Consider the following 17,862-nt stretch of genomic DNA (forward strand, 5'->3'; position numbering starts at 1 on the left):
GCGCTCGCAATGACGGAGCAAGGTGCAGCTCCACCGCTCACTCTCCTGTCCCGGACGATGCTTGGCATCGCCGGATAACGCTGCGCTGCGTCCGGGGCACGAGAGCGGTCCAGCTGCCGGCTTCCTCACATCTCGCAAAGGACCGTCGCGCCATCTCGCGGCGTGCTTGTCTGCGCCCCTGGCGCATTTCCGTGTCACTTGCATTTTGCAAGTGACTCTCCTACGTTCCCGCCATGCAGCCCAAATCCGCCTCCATTCTGGAATGCCCGGTCGGCCGCGCCGTGGAGACGGTCGGCGAATGGTGGAGCATTTTGATCCTGCGGGACGCGTTCCAGGGCGCGACGCGCTTCGACGAGTTCTCGCAAAATCTCGGGATCGCGCCGAACATCCTGTCGCGGCGCCTGGCCCATCTCACTGCGTCAGGCATGTTCGTCCGCCGCCGCTATCATGAGCGGCCGCCGCGTTACGAATATGTGCTGACGGACAAGGCGCGGGATTTCTTCCCCGTGGTCGCGGCGCTGCTCGCCTGGGGCAACAGGCATCTCGCGCCGAAGGGCGAAGCCATTCTGCTGGCAAGCCGGGCCGATCGTCATCCGTTCGATCCTGTCGTGGTCGATGCCGCCGACATGCAGCCGATCACGCTCGACAATGCGGTCATCATCGCCGGCCCGGGCGCCAGCCGCGGGATGCGCAAACGGATCGCCTCGCTCAAGGCCATGAACCCGGCCGTTGCGCCGGCCGGAGACTGACATGCGTCGTATCGTCGTGACGGGAATGGGCGCGGTGTCGCCGCTCGCCTGCGGTGTCGAACTGTCCTGGCGCCGGCTGCTCGCCGGTCAAAGTGGGCTGCGCCCCCTGCCCGAATGGGCGCAGGCGCTGCCCGCGCGCATCGCGGGGCTCGTGCCCGACAAGGCCGGCGATGCCGACGGCGGCTTCGACCCGGCGCAGGCCGCCGCACCAAAAGACCAGCGCAAGATGGACCGCTTCATCCTGTTCGCGCTGCTCGCCACCGCGGAAGCGGTCGCGCAGGCCGGATGGACACCACAGGACGCGAACGCGCTGGAACGGACCGCGACAATCATCGGCTCCGGCGTCGGCGGCTTTCCGGCGATGGCGGAAGCGGTGCGCATCACCGAGCAGCGCGGCGTGCGCCGGCTCTCGCCATTCACGATCCCCTCGTTTCTCGCCAATCTGGCCGCCGGCCACGTCTCGATCAAATACGGCTACAAGGGACCGCTGGGGACGCCGGTCACCGCCTGTGCTGCCAGCGTCCAGGCGATCGGCGATGCCGCGCGGATGATCCGCGCCGGCGAGGCCGATGTTGCGATCTGCGGCGGCGCCGAGGCCTGCATCGACATCGTCAGCCTCGGCGGCTTCGCGGCGGCGCGCGCACTGTCGAGCTCCTTCAACGAGGAGCCGAGGCGCGCCTCGCGCCCGTTCGATCGCGACCGCGACGGCTTCGTCATGGGCGAAGGCGCCGGCATCCTGGTCGTCGAGGCGCTCGAGCATGCGCTGGCGCGCGGCGCCACGCCGATCGCGGAGATCGTCGGATACGGCACCACGGCGGATGCCTACCACATGACGTCGGGGCCACCCGATGGCGACGGCGCGCGCCGCGCGATGGAGATCGGGCTGCGGCAGGCGCGGCTGGAGCCCGGCGAATTGCAGCACTTGAACGCGCATGCGACGTCGACGCCGGCCGGTGACGACAGCGAGCTTGGCGCGATCGGCGCGCTGTTCGGCCGCAGCCGCAGCATCGCGGTGAGCGCGACGAAATCAGCTACCGGCCATCTGCTCGGCGCCGCCGGCGGACTCGAGGCGATCTTCACCATCCTCGCCTTGCGCGACCAGGTCGCGCCGCCGACGCTCAATTTCGAAAACCCCGATCCCGGCGCAGACGGCATCGACATCGTCTCAGGTAGCCCGCGTCCGATGCAGATACGGCACGCCATCTCCAACGGATTTGGCTTCGGCGGAGTGAATGCCAGCGTGATCTTCCGCCGGATGGACTAAACGACAGGCCTTGCAATCGCCCCACGCATCGCTACGACAGCAGGATGACCGACACGAATTTCTGGCTGTTCCTTGCCGCGGCATCTCTCATTGCCGCCATTCCAGGCCCCGGCATCTTCTATGTCGCGGCGCGGACATTGTCCGAGGGGCGCGGCAGTGGCTTTGCCTCGACCGCGGGCACGGCGCTCGGCGGGCTGGTTCATGTGGTGGCCGGCAGTCTCGGTATCTCCGCCATCATTCTCGCCAGCGCCGAGCTGTTTGCCGCCGTCAAATTCGTCGGCGCGCTCTATCTGGTCTGGCTCGGCATCAAGACTTTTCGCAGCGCGAGCCGTACGCTGTCGCTGGAGAGCGCGCCCACCGGCGACAAGCGCGCGTTCCGCGACGGCGTGCTGGTCGAGGCGCTGAACCCGAAGACCGCCGCGTTCTTCCTCGCCTTCATTCCGCAATTCCTCGATCCCGCGGGAGCGAACCCCACGCTGCAATTCATCGTGCTCGGCGCGATCTCGGTGACGCTGAACACGCTCGCCGATGTCGTCGTGGTGCTGATGGCGTCCGCGACGCGCACGCAACTGATCGGACGGCCGCATCTGATGCGACGCCTCACCCAGGGCTCCGGCGTCTTCATCGCGGGCCTCGGCCTCTCGCTCGCGCTGGCGCGGCGGCCGGCAAATGGCTAGCGCCCCGCAAAGCCGCTTCTACGAGTCTCACGGCCTGCGGCTGCATTATGCCGATTGGGGCAACGAGGGCGCGCCGCCCCTTATCCTGGTCCATGGCGGACGCGATCATTGCCGCAGCTGGGACGTCATCGCCAGATCGCTGCAACCGCATTTTCACGTGCTGGCGCCCGACCTGCGCGGACACGGCGATTCCGACTGGACCAAGGGCGGCAGCTACGCGCTGACGGAATATGTGTACGATCTCGCCCAACTGGTCCGCAGCGTCGCAGCGCCTCAAGTGACTCTCATCGGCCATTCGATGGGCGGCATGGTGAGCCTGATCTTCTCGGGATCATTCCCCGAGCAGGTCACGAAGCTGGTCGTTCTCGACGGCGTGACCATGCTGCCGGATGCACCAAAGCCGCCGGCGCATGAGCGCATCGACAAATGGGTCGGCCAGCTCGACAAGCTGCACGACCGCACGCCGCGCCGCTATTCGACCCTCGAGGATGCCGCCGCGCAGATGGTGCTTCACAACAAGCGGCTGTCGCGCGACCTCGCGCTGCATCTTGCGACGCACGGCGCGCGGCAGAACGCGGACGGTACCTATAGCTGGAAGTTCGATCCCTACCAGCGCGCCTCCGCGCCGCACCGGCTCTGGCCGGACGATCACGTCGAACTCTGGTCGCGCATCGCCTGCCCGACGCTGCTGCTGAATGCCGGCGAAAGCTTTCTGGCGGGTGCCAGGGCCGCAGGCCTGGCGCGCTACTTCCCGCAGGCGCGCGTCGAGACCATCGCCGGCGCGGGGCACTGGCTGCAGCATGACAAGCCGCAAGAGGTGTTGGGTGAGATCCGACGGTTTCTCGGGCTGCCTGAGGATTGCAGCGGCTAGCCCAGCCTCGTAGCCCGCATGAGCGCAGCGACATGCGGGAAGCCGCAAGCACGAATCCCGGATGTCGCTACGCTCATCCGGGCTACGCATCGTCGTCGGGGAAATATCTAGCTCAACGTCCCCGCATGCACCCACCAGCCGGGGTGATCGCGCCGGATCTTTTCCGCAGCAGCATGGGCCTCGGTTGGCGCGCCATAGATCGCAAAGCAGGTCGCGCCCGAGCCGGACATGCGGGCGAGCTTGACGCCGGCGGAGTCACGAAGCGCCTCCAGCACCTCGCCGATAACAGGTTCGATGCGCATCGCGGGGGCTTCGAGGTCGTTGGCGACGGTTTCGAGTACTTCGACCCAGTCGGCGATCGAGGCGCCCTCCTCCGGCCAGGCCGGAGCTCCGAGGACGGAGGTGGCGCCGACCAGCAGCTCGCCGTTGCGCAGGCCCAGCGCCTGGAACACGTCCTTGGTCGCCACCGGCACGCGCGGATTGACCATCACGCAGGGCATGCTCGGCAGCGCGAGCGGCAGCAGCTGCTCGCCGACGCCGGTCATGTCGCAGGCGCGCGAGAGCAGGCACACCGGCACGTCGGCGCCGGTTGCGAGCGCGACCTTCTGGAGGCGGGGATCATCGAGCGACAGGTTGTTGAGCCGCGCCAGCAGGCGCAGCGCTGCCGCTGCATCCGCCGAGCCGCCGCCGATGCCGGCCGCGACGGGCAGCACCTTGTCGAGCGCAAAGGCGCCCAGCTTCAGGTTCGGCACGGCGTCGGCCAGAAGCTTGGCCGCCTTGAACACGAGATTGTCCGCGGTATCGCCGCACGCTGCGGCCAGCGGCCCGGTGGTGGCGAGCTTCAGCTCGCCGCCCGGCTCCAGCGTCAAACGATCGGCGCAGTCGGCGAAGGCGACCACGCTTTCGAGATCATGATAACCGTCGGCACGACGGCCGACCACGCGAAGGCTCAGATTGACCTTCGCGCGCCCCTCTTCAATCAACGCCGGCATCGGCGACACGCCCCCAACTTCACTCAGCTTAGCCGCCCTTGCCGTCGTCCTTCTTCTTCTCCGCCTGCGCGGCCGAAGAGTTCGAATTGTCGTCGGTCAGGCCGTTGGCGATCTTGGCCTCGATCTTCGGAAGCTCGTCCGGCTCGGGCTTGAGATCGCGGGCGTGCGACCACTGGAATTTGGCTTCCAGCGTGCGGCCGACGCGCCAATAGGCATCGCCAAGGTGATCGTTGATGGTGGGATCCTCGGGCTTCAGATCGATCGCGCGCTCGAGGTTCTTCACCGCCTCTTCGTAGTTGCCGATGCGGTAGTAAGCCCAGCCAAGCGAGTCGACGATGTAGCCGTCGTCGGGACGCTGCTCGACGGCGCGCTTGATCATCTTCATGCCTTCGTCGAGATTCACGCCCTGGTCGATCCAGGAATAGCCGAGATAGTTGAGGACATGCGGCTGGTCGGGCTGCAGCTCGAGCGCCTTCTTCATGTCGGCCTCGGCCTTGCCCCACTGCTTGGAGCGCTCCTCGCAGATGCCGCGATAATAGTACCAGACGCTGTTGGCCTTGTCGTTGCCGGCCGGCAGCACGTCGACGCCCTGCGAATAGGTCGCGCCGCAGTCGCCGAACTTCTTGCGGCCGCGCTCGATGTTGCCGAGCGCCATGATGGCTTCGAGATCCTTGGAATCCTCAGTGGTGACGCCCTTGAGGATCTTGATCGCCTCGTCGGTGCGGTCGGCGGAATCCAGATCGATGGCGAGCTGGATCTGCGCGTTGCGCTTCAGCGGCGAGGTCGACGGCACGCGCTCATAGACCTTGATCGCCATCTGCGGCCGCTTCACCGATTCATAGAGATCGGCGAGCGAGAGCAGCGCCAGCGGATGGGTCGGCTGGAGGTAGAGCGAGAGCTGGAGATAGACCAGTGCCAGGTCCTCGCCGCCGCGGCGGGTCAGCGTCGCGCCGATGCCGTAGAGCGCCTCGGCAGCGCCGGCCTGCGCGGAATCGACCAGCGGCGGCAGCTTCTTGCCGGCCTTGGTGTCGCGCAGGCCTTCCACGATCAGCGGATGGCGGGCGAGCTTCTTGTCGAAGGCCTGGTAGACGGTGGTCGCGGCGGCGGAATCCTTGTTGCGCGACAGCCAGCGCGCATAGGCCTCGGTGACGCGCAGCATGGAATCGTCGAGCTTGTAGGCGCGTTCGAAGCGCGTGCCGGCGTCCTTCTCCTTGCCGGCGAGCTCGAGGATCATGCCGGCGTGGAGATCCTTGAACAGCGGATACCATTCCGGACCGGCCAGCTTGTCGATGGTGGCGACAGCACCCTTGGAATCGCCGGCGCCATAGGCCGCCCAGCCCGACAGCAGCGTGGCGACGAGATCGGTAATGGGGCCGCGGATCGACTGGTTGATGTTGGTCTGCGCGGTCGCGTACTTCTTCAGCTTCAGATCATGCACGCCGACGACGAGGCGCGCGACGCGGTTGGTCTTGTCGATGGTGAGGATGCGCTCGGCGAGCTTGACCGCCTCGTCGATGTCGCCGTCGGCGACCGAGGAGATGAAGGCACGGTCGAGCAGCTCGTTGTTCTTCGGATCGGTGCGGAGCGCCGAGCGGTAGAAGGCGGCGGCCGAGGCCGCGTCGCGCTCGACGCTGGCGTGGCGGGCGGCGAGATAGCTGCCGGAGGTCGTGAGCGACTTCAGATCGTTCCGGGTCGGAAACTGCGCCGCCGTATCGGACGGGTGATCCGGCGTCTGCGCCAGGACCCTGCCGGGGACCGTCGCGATCGCTGTGCCCATGAGGGCGATGGCGGCAACAGTCCAGCGGTTGAAACGAATTGAAAACATCAGGGCTCGCCTTGAGTTGGTAGTGCCTGGGTTCGCAGCAGAAAGCCGTCTCGCATGCGAACGCGGCCGGTGGCATCGTGACCCGGAACCGTCGGGTCGGACAATGCCGCTTTTGGCGGTTTACCGCAAGGATTCGGACCGGGCGATCGCCTCCGAACGCCCCAAATCGGACAAGAGCGCCCCAAGACGCCGCCACTATGGCCTTATCGTGGCCGCGACAGGTGGCCGCGGCCCGGTTCTCACGCGAACGTGCGGCAGATCACCGTTTGTGACCAGGTCCGCGCTGATTGGCCCGCCTTTACATCGCCTCGTAGTTCGGGCCGCCGCCGCCCTCCGGGGGAACCCAGGTGATGTTGCCGTTGGGGTCCTTCACGTCGCAGGTTTTGCAGTGGACGCAGTTCTGGGCGTTGATCTGGAAGCGCGGGCCGGCGCCCTCCTCGACCCATTCGTAGACGCCGGCGGGGCAATAGCGATTCGAGGGACCGGCGAACACGTCGTGCTCGGAGGTCTTCTGGAGGTTCATGTCGGCAACCCTGAGATGGACCGGCTGGTCCTCCTCGTGATTGGTGTTGGACAGGAATACCGACGACAGCTTGTCGAACGAGATCTTGCCGTCCGGCTTGGGGTAGTTCTTCGGCGCGTGGCTCTTGGCCGGATCGAGCGTCGCGCGATCGGGCTTGGAATGCGACTGGGTGCCGAACAGCGAGGCGCCGAACAGCGTGTTGCACCACATGTCGAAGCCGCCGAGCGCGACGCCGAGCACGGTGCCGAACTTCGACCACAGCGGCTTGACGTTGCGGACCAGGAACAGATCCTTGCCCACGGAGGAGGAACGCCACGCGTTCTCGTACTCGACGATCTCGTCATTGGCGCGATCGGCCGCAAGCGCCGCTGCGACATGCTCGGCGGCGAGCATGCCGGTGCCCATCGCATTGTGCACGCCCTTGATGCGCGGGACGTTGACGAAGCCGGCCGCGCAGCCGATCAGCGCGCCACCGGGGAAGCTCAGTTTCGGCACCGACTGGTAGCCGCCCTCGGTGATGGCGCGCGCGCCATAGGCGAGCCGCTTGGCGCCTTCGAAGGTGCCGCGGATCGACGGATGGGTCTTGAAGCGCTGGAACTCGTCGAACGGCGACAGATAGGGATCATCGTAGTTCAGATGCACGACGAAACCGACGGCGACGAGATTGTCGTCGTAGTGATAGAGGAACGAGCCACCACCGGTCTTCAGGTCGAGCGGCCAGCCGAACGAATGCTGGATCAAGCCCTTCTGGTGCTTGGCGGGATCGATCTGCCAAACTTCCTTCAGGCCGATGCCGAACTTCGCCGGCTCGCTCTTGGAGTCGAGCGCGAACTTCGCGATGAGCTGCTTGGTCAGGCTGCCGCGGGCGCCTTCGGCAAACAACGTGTACTTGCCGAGCAATTCCATGCCACGGGTAAAGGAGTCCTTCGGCTTGCCGTCGCGGCCGACGCCCATGTCGCCGGTGGCAATGCCCCTGACCCTGCCTTCTTCGTCATAGAGCACCTCGGCCGCGGCGAAGCCCGGATAGATCTCGACGCCGAGCGCCTCGGCCTTGCGCGCCAGCCAGCGGCAGACATTGCCGAGCGAGCCGATGTAGCAGTGATGGTTGTCCATCAGCGGCGGCATCATGAAGTTCGGCAGCTTGATCGCGCCGCCGGCCGTCATCCAGTAGAAGCGGTCGTCCTTGACCTGCGTCTTCAGCGGACAGTCGGAATCCTCGCGCCAGTCGGGAACGAGCTTGTCGAGCCCGGCCGGGTCGATCACAGCGCCGGAGAGAATATGCGCACCGACCTCGGAGCCCTTCTCCACCACGACGACGTTGAGATCGGCGTTGAGCTGCTTCAGCCGGATCGCGGCCGACAGGCCCGAGGGGCCGGCGCCGACGATGACGACGTCGAATTCCATGGATTCGCGCGGGGGAAGTTCTTCGGTGCTCATCTGATCTCAGCCCTTGAGACGGTCCTCGGTCGTTTGCGCCCTCTTGTTTCCGATTTTTCCGGGTAGGACAACCACGGAAATGCGTTCCGGTGGGATGCAAGGCGCCCCGAACTGATATAAAAAGTCTGACTTTCCCATGATCCCCGAACCCGCCCCCACCGTCCGAGAGCTTCTCGCCTTCTATCTGGAGGCCGGTGTCGACTGCGCGCTCGCGGAGGAGCCGATAGACCGCCTGGCGGAAATGGACGCCCCGCCTCCGGTCCCGCGCGCAGCAGCGCCGGTCGAGGCGCCGCGGCCGGCCGCTGCGCCCACGGTGATCCGCGGCGAGGCCGCACCCGCCCCCGACGTCGCGATCGCCTCGGCACGCGAGGCTGCGCGTACCGCGCCGACGCTGGAAGCCTTGCGTGAGTTGATGCAGGGCTTCGAGGGCTGCGCGCTGAAGCACACCGCAACAAGGCTGGTGTTCGCCGACGGCAATCCGCAGGCGCGCATCATGTTCGTCGGCGAGGCGCCGGGCCGCGACGAGGACATCGAGGGACTGCCCTTCGTCGGGCGCAGCGGCAAGCTGCTTGACCTCATGATCGGCGCGATCGGGCTCAACCGCACCACGGCCTACATCGCCAACGTGATTCCGTGGCGCCCGCCCGGCAACCGCACGCCGACACCGCAGGAGACGCAAGTGTGCCTGCCCTTCATCCAGCGCCAGATCGAGCTGGTGAACCCCGACGTGCTGGTGACGCTCGGCAATCCCTCGACGCAGACGCTGCTCGGAACGCGCGAGGGCATCATGCGCACCCGCGGCCGCTGGTTCGATTACGAGACCGGTGCGCGCACCATCCGCGCGCTGCCGACGTTTCATCCGGCCTATCTGCTCCGCTCGCCGTCCTACAAGCGGCTGGCCTGGCAGGATCTGCGGGCGATCGCGAAGGTTCTGGCGGCCGCGTGAGGGGCAGAACGCCCTATCCCCGTCATTGCGAGCGCAGCGAAGCAATCCAGACTGTCACCGCGGAGAGACTCTGGATTGCTTCGCTGCGCTCGCAATGACGAACGGAGAGAGCGCGGGAGCCGCCTACGTCCCCTTCGGCCGCACGATGGCCCAGCCGATCCGCAGCAGCTGCTGGCGGCCGGTCACCAGCCATTCGAAGGCGCGCGGCACTTCCGGCACGATGCCGGGAAAGCGTTTGAGGATGTCCGGCGGGGGCGTTCCGGCGGTGTCGGAGGCGCGCCAGACCACGACGCCACCGGTCTCGCTGAACTTGGCCTGATTGATCCATGGCGTGCGCGCGGGCTCGGCATCGATGAAGAGATGCGGCCGGCCGGAATGCAGCGCGATCAGGCTCGCGAGCTGGGTCTCGCCGGCCACCGCGCGCAGGCGATGATTGGTGCGGCGGGCAAAGCTGTCGTCGAAGAAGTCCGAGATCGCGCGCGCCGGCATCGAGGTCGCAATCTCGTTGGCGCCGGTCCAGGGCAGGAACAGCACGGCGAGCACGACGCCGGCGGCGGGCGCCACGACGGCGGCGGCCCACACCATCCGCAGCATCCGCGCGCGGCGCATCGCGATGAGGTCGCCGGCTACCACGACCACGGCGAGCCCCGACATCACCAGCACGACGCCGGCGCCACCGACGACGGCATCGAGCCCGAGCAGGCCGGAGATCAGGACCGCGCCGAGCGCAGGCGCCAGCGCGAAGAAATAGACGAAATTGCGTGCGAGCGGCTCGACCGGCGGACGGTAGATGATCGGCGCCTCCTCGCCCTTGGCGACGAACAGGCCGCTATTGAGAAAGGTCAGCGCCGGGATCGCCGCGGCCCCGAGCACGAGCCCGCCGAGCAGCCAGGCCGCATGCAACGCGCGGGCGTTCAGCTCGGCGACCTCAGGCAGGGTCGGTAGGACAAGCGTCTCGGCGCGCATCAGCCAGACCGCATAGGGCAGCGCCAGCACGGCGACGACGATCAGCGCGAACAGCGGATCGAGCGCGCGCAGCGTGCGGCGGCCGCCGGCGGTCGCGACCGCGAAGACGACGAGCAGCAGGAGCAGAAAGACCGCCGCGGGCGTCGTCAGCAGCAACAGGCCGGCCTCGATCGACCAGGCGAACCAGGCGTTGCCGCGGCCCTGGCCGATGATCTGCCAGGAATGCAGCAGCAGCAGCGCCCACAGCGGCCGCGCCAGCACCAGCGGGCCGAAATCGAGCGCGGGCGAGGAGAAGGCCAGCACCGTCATGGTCAGCAGCACGGCGAGCACGGCCTGCTGTGAGCCGACCACGGCGCGGGAGAGATGATAGAGCGCGATGAAGGTCGCGACCTCGCAGAGCTGGGCGAGGACATAGACGCCGAACATGTGGCCGCCGGCGGCGCGATAGGCGATGTCGGCGAGCCAGACCGGCAGCGGCGGGCCGAGATCGGTACCGACCTGGTATTCCCGGCCGAAGGCCAAGAGGGTCGCAAGGGTGCCGGGCGGGCTGCGATAGAACACCAGCGCCACGAACAGCCACATCGCGGCCTGGAGCAGCACGGCGATCCACACGATCAGCCGCGGCCGGGCGCGAATGAGCTCGATGACCAGGGAGGTAAACCGCATGCAACGCCCGAAAGATGCAGCCAACCCGTCCAGCCGGCCCTATTCGCTCACATCTGTTTTGATAAAGGGCGCTGCGCGTCGTGGCAACGACCCTCTGCTCGTCATGCCCGGGCTTGTCCCGGGCATCCACGTTCTTTCGTGTCACGGGCAAGACGTGGATGGCCGGGTCAAGCCCGGCCATGACGATGTGGAGACCGGCGGGACTAGACCCTAGAGATTCGCCGACGCGTCGATCGCGATTCGGGCTTCCACCTGCACCTCGACCTCGGTCACCGAAAACAGGTCCTGCACCGGCTCCACCGTCCAGGGCATGTGCTTGGCGCGGGCGGCGGCGACGGGGGCGAAGAAGCTGCGGTGGTGGACGGTCGGGCCGAGGCGGTTCAGCGCGTCGAGATGCTCGGGGACGGCGTAGCCCTTGTGCTGCTCGAAGCCGTAGCCCGGGCAGTCCTGCGCCAGCGCGCACATCAGCCGGTCGCGCGTCACCTTGGCGACGATCGAGGCCGCCGCGATCGACAGCACGATGCCGTCGCCGCCGATCACGGCCTCGCAGTCGCATGCCGTATCGAGCCGGTCGCGGCCGTCGACGAAGACGTGGCGGGGCTGCTCGGGCAGCGCCACCACGGCACGCTTCAGCGCCCACAGCGAGGCGCGCAGGATGTTGTCGCGATCAATCCGGGCGGGCGAGGCGACCGCGACTGAGACCTGCGCTGTGGCGCAGATCTTGTCGAACAGCTTCTCGCGCTGCTCCGCCGTCAGGCGCTTGGAATCGTCGATGCCGCGCGGAATGCGGTCGGGGTCGAGAATCACTGCGGCCGCCACCACGGGACCTGCGAGCGGCCCGCGGCCAGCCTCGTCGCAGCCGGCGACCGGCCAGATGCCGCGCTTGATCAGCGCGCGCTCGCGGCGGAAGCTCGGCGGCGCGACGGCGATAACGCCTTTCGCGCCCGCGCTCTTGCCGGTCGAAGGCTTGGCTGCCGAAGCCTTTCCAGCCTTTGCAGGTGCTGCCTTGTTCGCAGCGTCCTTCCTGGGCGCAGCTTTGGCCGATGTCTTGGCGGACTTGTCCCGAATCATGGCCGGGATCGTGCGCAAGCGGCCTGCCCAGCGCAACCGGGAACCCCTCGCAATTCCCGTTATTCAGGCCGGCGGCCCTACTCGGCCAGATGCACCCGCCGGTCCTCACCGACCTCGATGCCCGGCGCGACCACGACTTCCCAGGGATGGCCGTCGGGGTCGGCGAAATAGCCGGAATAGCCGCCGTAGTCGGTCTCATGCGCGGCCTTCAGCAAGACGGCTCCTTTGCCGACGGCGAAGGCCAGCACCGCATCGACCTCCTCACGCGCGCGGCAGTTCCAGGCGAGCGTGATGCCGCGGAAGGTCGTCGGCCTCGGCTTATCAGGCAAGGCCGCGTCGGCCGCGAGCTGATCCCAGTGAAACAGGGCAAGCACCGGACCGCCGGTATCGTAGAAGGCAACGGCCTCGCCGGTCGCCTTCAGCCGGCGCGAAAAGCCGAGGGCATCATAGAACGCGATGCTGGCGCGGATGTCGCTCACGCCGAGCGTGATGACGGTGAGCCGCGGCACCGGGGGCGGCAGTTCCTTACGCATGACACACCTCGTTCGCCCCGGCTCCTAGAACAGGCTGAGCTGATCGCCGTTCCGCTTCGGCCGCGCAAAGTGATCCATCGTCAGTCTTGCACGACGCTTGTTGAGCCCGAGCCTCTCGCAGGCGATCTCGAAGCGGCGGCCGATGGTCCAGGCCATCGGGCCGGTGCCCTTCATCCGCTCGCCCCATTTCGCGTCGTAGTCGCGCCCGCCGCGCATGTCGCGGATCAGCGTGAAGACGTGGCGATAGCGGTCCGGATAGTTCGCCATCAGCCATTCGCGGAAGAGATCGCGCACCTCCAGCGGCAGCCGCAGCAGCACGTAGGAGGCTTCCTTGACGCCGGCATGGGCGGCCGCATCGAGAATGCGCTCGATCTCGGAATCGTTCAGCGCGGGGATCACGGGCGCGACCATCACGGTGGTGGGAATGCCGGCGTCGGAGAGCTGCTTCAGCGCCTCCAGCCGCTTCGGCGGCGTCGAGGCGCGCGGCTCCATGGTGCGCGCCAGCTTCGGATCGAGCGAGGTCACCGAGATCGCGACCTTGGCGAGGTTGCGCTTGGCCATGCGCGCGAGAATGTCGATGTCACGCATCACCAGCGCCGATTTGGTGACGATGCCGACGGGATGACCGGCACGCTCCAGCACCTCCAGGATGCCGCGCATGATTTTGCGCTCGCGCTCGATCGGCTGGTAGGGATCGGTGTTGGTGCCGATCGCGATCATCCGCGGCTCATAGCCTGCTGCTGCGAGCTCCTTCTCGAGCAGCTCCGGGGCCTCCGGCTTGACGAACAGTTTGGTCTCGAAGTCGAGCCCCGGCGACAGGCCGAGATAGGCATGGGTCGGCCGCGCGAAGCAGTAGACACAGCCGTGCTCGCAGCCGCGATAGGGATTGATCGAGCGGTCGAACCCGATATCGGGGGAATCGTTGCGGGTGATCACCTTGCGCGAGGTGTCGACCGCGACCGTGGTCTTGAATGGCGGCAGCTCTTCCAGGCTCTGCCAGCCATCGTCGAAGGCGACGCGCGCCTCGGCCTCATAGCGGCCGCTGGCGTTGGATTGCGCGCCCCGCCCTCGCCTGCGCTGCTTGTCTATGGCGACAGCGAGCTCGGGGAAATCAGAAGGCGCACCCGCCGGCTCGGAGGGCGCCGTGACCGGCGGGTGCTTGAGAGCATGAGAGGATGCTGGACTCATGAAGCCAAGATAGCACGTCGAAAGAACAAATCAAGAACATGAACAAAAAACGTGAAAACAACCCCATGCACAGTAGGACCGCCCAAACTTCGGGCGCCCGCCTTTGACCTCACGCAACACCGCCCTCACCACGATCCCGTTTGATGCCGCCAAGGATCGATCGCGCCGGAACTCAGTTGGTGACGATCCCGGGTGAAGGTCGGCAGGAACATGACAAATCAACAACAATCGGCCGCCGTGAGCAGCGACCTCGATCTCCTCGATCGCTATTGGCGCGCCGCCAACTACCTCTCCGTCGGGCAGATCTACCTGCTCGACAACCCCCTGCTGCGCGAGCCGTTGCGGCCCGAGCACATCAAGCCGCGTTTGCTCGGCCATTGGGGCACAACGCCGGGTTTGAACTTCATCTACGCCCATCTCAACCGCGTCATCCGCGCACTTGATATCAACGTGCTCTATGTCTGCGGTCCCGGTCATGGCGGGCCGGGCATGGTCGCCAACACCTATCTCGAGGGCAGCTACAGCGAGATCTATCCCGACATCGCGCGCGATAAGGACGGATTGCGCAAGCTGTTCAGGCAGTTCTCCTTCCCCGGTGGCATTCCGAGCCACGCGGCGCCGGAGACGCCGGGCTCGATCCATGAAGGCGGCGAGCTCGGCTACGCGCTGGTGCATGCCTACGGCGCGGCGCTGGACAATCCCGACCTGATCGTCGCCTGCGTCGTCGGCGACGGCGAGGCCGAGACCGGCCCGCTCGCGGCCTCCTGGCATTCGAACAAGTTCCTGAATCCCACCCATGACGGCGCGGTGCTGCCGATCCTGCATCTCAACGGCTACAAGATCGCGAACCCGACCGTGCTCGGGCGGATGTCTGACCGCGAGATCCGCGATCTGTTCCACGGGTTCGGCCATGAGCCGCTGTTCGTCGAGGGCGATGATCCCAGATTGATGCACCGGATCATGGCGGATGCGCTCGACGTCGCATTCGCCAGCATCCGCTCGATCCAGCAGCACGCCCGCGACGGGCGTAGAAGCGTCGAGCGACCCCGCTGGCCGATGATCGTGCTGCGCAGCCCGAAGGGCTGGACCGGACCGAAGGAAGTTGACGGCAAGAAGGTCGAAGGTTTCTGGCGCGCGCATCAGGTGCCGGTCGCAAGCTGCCGCGAGAACCCGGCGCATCTGAAGGTGCTCGAAGACTGGATGCGCAGCTACGAGCCGGAGAAACTGTTCGACGCGAGCGGCGCGCTCGTCGCCGAGCTCCAGGCGCTGGCGCCCGAGGGCAATCGCTGCATGGGCGCCAATCCGCATGCCAATGGCGGAGTGTTGAAGAAGGAGCTGAAACTGCCGGACTATCGCAGCTTTGCCGTCGAAGTGCCGCAGCCCGGTGCCGTCACGGGAGAAGCGACGCGCGAGCTCGGCAAATTCTTGCGCGACGTCATCCGGCTCAATGCGCAAGAGCGCAATTTCCGCATCATGGGTCCGGACGAGACGGCGTCAAACCGTCTCGACGCGGTGTTCGAAGCGACCGAACGGGTCTGGATGGAACCGACCGAACCCTACGACGTGCATCTCGCGCAGGACGGCCGCGTGATGGAGGTGTTGAGCGAGCATCTCTGCCAAGGCTGGCTCGAAGGCTATCTGCTCACCGGCCGCCACGGCTTCTTCTCCTGCTACGAGGCCTTCATCCACATCGTGGATTCCATGTTCAACCAGCACGCCAAATGGCTGAAGGTGACGCGGCACCTGCCATGGCGCCGTCCGATCGCCTCGCTCAATTACCTGCTGACCTCGCATGTCTGGCGCCAGGACCATAACGGTTTCAGCCATCAGGATCCCGGCTTCGTCGATCTCGTCGCCAACAAGAAGGCCGACATCGTCCGCATCTACTTCCCGCCCGATGCCAACACGCTGCTGTGGATCGCCGATCATTGCCTGCGGACGTACAACCGCATCAACGTGATCGTCGCCGGCAAGCAGCCGGCGCCGCAATGGCTGTCGATGCAGGACGCCGCCACGCATTGCGATGCCGGCATCGGCATCTGGACCTGGGCGGGCACGGAAGACGCGGGCGCCGAGCCCGATGTGGTGATGGCCTGTGCCGGCGACGTGCCGACATTGGAGACGCTTGCCGCCGTCGACCTCCTGCGCAAGGCGCTGCCGGATCTGAAGATCCGCGTCGTCAACGTCGTCGACCTGATGACGCTGCAGCCGCAGGATCAGCACCCGCACGGCCTGTCCCATCGCGACTTCGACGGCCTGTTCACGCGCGACAAGCCGGTGATCTTCGCCTATCACGGCTATCCCCACCTGATCCACCGGCTGACCTATAACCGCACCAACCATGCCGGCCTGCATGTGCGCGGCTTCGCCGAGGAAGGCACCACGACGACGCCGTTCGACATGGTCGTGCTCAACGCGCTCGACCGCTACCACCTCGCGATCGAGGCGATCGAACGCGTGCCGGGTCTCGCGACCAGGGCCGCGCAGGTGAAGCAGCAGCTCCGCGACAAGCTGATCGAACACTCACGTTACGTGCGCGAGCACGGCGAGGACATGCCCGAGATCCGCGACTGGGTCTGGCCGGGCAAGCCGGGCTGAGGCCATGCCGGCGTTCGAGGCGGTTCTCGTCCTCAACTCGGGCTCCTCGAGCATCAAGTTCGGCCTGTTCGAGATCTCGGCGGCCGAGCCTGCGCTGCTCTGCAAGGGCCTGCTCGACGAGCACGAGGCCAAGCCCCGGCTCGTCGTGAAAGGCGCTGCGGGCGAAGATCTGTTCGAGAAGCGGCGGGACGAGACCGATGCCGATGGCGGTCATCTGTTCGCCGACGTGCTCGCCTTCATCGACGACAGGTTCGGACAAGACAGCTTGCGCGCGGCCGGCCACCGCATCGTCCACGGCGGGCCGGATCATTCAGGTCCGGTCGAATTGACTGACGATGTCTACGCGAAGCTGGAGGCGCTGACGCCGCTGGCCCCGCTGCACCAGCCGCGCTGCCTCGCGCCGATCCGCACCCTCTCCGCGATCCGCCCCGCGCTGACCCAGATCGCTTGCTTCGACACCGCCTTCCATCACGGACTTGCACCGCCTGCGAGCCGATTCGCGATTCCGAGACGCTATGAACAGCAGGGCATCCGGCGCTACGGCTTTCACGGGCTGTCGTTCGAATATGTCGCGGGCCGCCTCGCCGGAATCGCGCCGCAGCTGGTCGCCAAGCGCACCGTCATCGCGCATCTCGGCAATGGCGCAAGCCTCTGCGCACTCCGCAACGGCCGCAGCGTCGACACCACGATGGGACTGACGCCGCTCGACGGCCTCGTGATGGGCACGCGAAGCGGCACGATCGACCCCGGCGTGCTGCTCTATCTGCAACTGCACGAGAGAATGTCCGTCGAGGATATCCAGCACCTGCTCTATCACGAGTCAGGCCTGCTCGGCGTTTCCGGCCTCTCCGCGGACATGCGCACGCTGCTCGCAAGCCGCGAGGCTGCAGCACGGGAAGCAGTCGACCTCTTCGTCTTCCGTGCGGCGCAGGAGATCGCGATGATGGCGACCACGCTCGCCGGGCTGGACTGCCTGGTCTTCACCGGCGGCATCGGCGAGCATGCGAAGGAGATCCGCAGCGCGATCGGCGAGCGCCTCGCCTGGCTCGGCGTGCGCATTGATGTCGTCGCGAATGATGAGGGACGCGAGCGGATCGGCGACGGCGATAGTCCCGTCGAGGTGTTCGTCATTCCAACGAATGAGGAACTAGCGATCGCGCGGCATTGCGCGGAGGTGCTGCGGCTAGACCATCGCATTTGAGAGAACGTGGCAGGCAGTCTTGCCGTGGCCATCCTTCGAGACGCCCGCTGTTGGCGGGCTCCTCAGAGCCTGACCGAAAAAGGTGAGCGGCTTTAGCGGGCCTGTGATTCCTTCGGATTTGCAAAGATTCGAGGGAGGACACCATGCCGTGGACCAAAGCCGCTCGTATCAAGTATCAGCGCAGTGGACTGCGTTACACAAGTGATCTGACCGATGCAGAGTGGGCGTTGATCGCCCGGAAGATGCCGCCGCGACGGCGATTGGGCCGGCCGCGGGAGGTTAATCTGCGCGAGATCGTGCAGGCGATCTTCTATATTCTGTCGAGCGGCTGCCAGTGGCGAGCCTTGCCGAAGGA

Annotated in this window: 15 protein-coding genes; 8 read left to right on the forward strand and 7 right to left on the reverse strand. The window is 66.6% G+C overall.

What is annotated here, in order from left to right; genetic code table 11:
- Positions 1-233: 233 nt before the first annotated feature.
- From E4K65_RS44725 to E4K65_RS44740, 4 genes are read left to right on the forward strand one after another with little or no spacing between them, the layout of a single operon-like run.
- Positions 234-749, forward strand: a complete 516-nt coding sequence (locus E4K65_RS44725; protein ID WP_135179512.1) for a winged helix-turn-helix transcriptional regulator — start codon at positions 234-236, stop codon at positions 747-749.
- 1 nt (position 750) lies between these two features.
- Positions 751-2,013, forward strand: coding sequence for a beta-ketoacyl-ACP synthase II (gene fabF, locus E4K65_RS44730; protein ID WP_135179513.1), 1,263 nt, complete (start codon positions 751-753; stop codon positions 2,011-2,013).
- Positions 2,014-2,057: 44 nt separating this feature from the next.
- On the forward strand, positions 2,058-2,690 hold the full coding sequence (locus E4K65_RS44735; RefSeq protein ID WP_135179514.1) for a LysE family translocator: 633 nt from the start codon (positions 2,058-2,060) through the stop codon (positions 2,688-2,690).
- Entirely contained in the window at positions 2,683-3,561 is an 879-nt protein-coding gene (locus E4K65_RS44740; protein ID WP_135179515.1) for an alpha/beta fold hydrolase, read from the forward strand. The genes E4K65_RS44735 and E4K65_RS44740 overlap by 8 nt, the downstream gene beginning before the upstream one ends.
- Before the next feature lie 107 nt (positions 3,562-3,668).
- On the opposite strand, the gene E4K65_RS44745 is transcribed toward E4K65_RS44740, so the two are convergent.
- The 3 genes from E4K65_RS44745 to E4K65_RS44755 all read right to left on the reverse strand — a co-directional run bounded on the left by E4K65_RS44745 (position 3,669) and on the right by E4K65_RS44755 (position 8,338).
- Positions 3,669-4,553: a 4-(cytidine 5'-diphospho)-2-C-methyl-D-erythritol kinase gene (locus E4K65_RS44745; RefSeq protein ID WP_167771668.1), complete on the reverse strand. Its 885-nt coding sequence runs from the start codon at positions 4,551-4,553 to the stop codon at positions 3,669-3,671.
- A 28-nt stretch (positions 4,554-4,581) separates the two neighbouring features.
- Entirely contained in the window at positions 4,582-6,378 is a 1,797-nt protein-coding gene (locus tag E4K65_RS44750) for a tetratricopeptide repeat protein (protein WP_027543620.1), read from the reverse strand.
- Between the two features lie 298 nt (positions 6,379-6,676).
- Positions 6,677-8,338: an electron transfer flavoprotein-ubiquinone oxidoreductase gene (locus tag E4K65_RS44755; RefSeq protein WP_135179517.1), complete on the reverse strand. Its 1,662-nt coding sequence runs from the start codon at positions 8,336-8,338 to the stop codon at positions 6,677-6,679.
- A gap of 136 nt (positions 8,339-8,474) precedes the next feature.
- Here E4K65_RS44755 and E4K65_RS44760 point away from each other — a divergent pair, with 136 nt between their 5' ends.
- Positions 8,475-9,284, forward strand: a complete 810-nt coding sequence (locus E4K65_RS44760; RefSeq protein WP_135179518.1) for a uracil-DNA glycosylase — start codon at positions 8,475-8,477, stop codon at positions 9,282-9,284.
- 123 nt (positions 9,285-9,407) lie between these two features.
- Here E4K65_RS44760 and E4K65_RS44765 read toward each other — a convergent pair whose 3' ends face one another.
- From E4K65_RS44765 to E4K65_RS44780, 4 genes are all read right to left on the reverse strand, one after another.
- On the reverse strand, positions 9,408-10,916 hold the full coding sequence (locus E4K65_RS44765; RefSeq protein WP_135179519.1) for a glycosyltransferase family 39 protein: 1,509 nt from the start codon (positions 10,914-10,916) through the stop codon (positions 9,408-9,410).
- A 210-nt stretch (positions 10,917-11,126) separates the two neighbouring features.
- A complete protein-coding gene (gene rnhB, locus E4K65_RS44770) occupies positions 11,127-11,987 on the reverse strand; it encodes a ribonuclease HII (RefSeq protein ID WP_135179520.1) in 861 nt (286 codons plus the stop codon).
- Positions 11,988-12,064: 77 nt separating this feature from the next.
- A complete protein-coding gene (locus E4K65_RS44775; RefSeq protein WP_135179521.1) occupies positions 12,065-12,520 on the reverse strand; it encodes a VOC family protein in 456 nt (151 codons plus the stop codon).
- A 24-nt stretch (positions 12,521-12,544) separates the two neighbouring features.
- Positions 12,545-13,708, reverse strand: a complete 1,164-nt coding sequence (locus E4K65_RS44780) for a PA0069 family radical SAM protein (protein WP_135179522.1) — start codon at positions 13,706-13,708, stop codon at positions 12,545-12,547.
- Between the two features lie 210 nt (positions 13,709-13,918).
- On the opposite strand from E4K65_RS44780, the gene E4K65_RS44785 reads away from it, so the two are divergent.
- The 3 genes from E4K65_RS44785 to E4K65_RS44795 form a co-directional block, all read left to right on the forward strand.
- On the forward strand, positions 13,919-16,306 hold the full coding sequence (locus E4K65_RS44785) for a phosphoketolase family protein (protein WP_167771669.1): 2,388 nt from the start codon (positions 13,919-13,921) through the stop codon (positions 16,304-16,306).
- Positions 16,307-16,310: 4 nt separating this feature from the next.
- Positions 16,311-17,507, forward strand: coding sequence for an acetate/propionate family kinase (locus E4K65_RS44790; protein ID WP_135179524.1), 1,197 nt, complete (start codon positions 16,311-16,313; stop codon positions 17,505-17,507).
- A gap of 143 nt (positions 17,508-17,650) precedes the next feature.
- Positions 17,651-17,862: transposase (locus E4K65_RS44795; protein ID WP_135179525.1), on the forward strand; the 212-nt coding region annotated here is incomplete at its 3' end.

The organism is Bradyrhizobium niftali (assembly GCF_004571025.1).
Lineage (GTDB): Bacteria > Pseudomonadota > Alphaproteobacteria > Rhizobiales > Xanthobacteraceae > Bradyrhizobium > Bradyrhizobium niftali.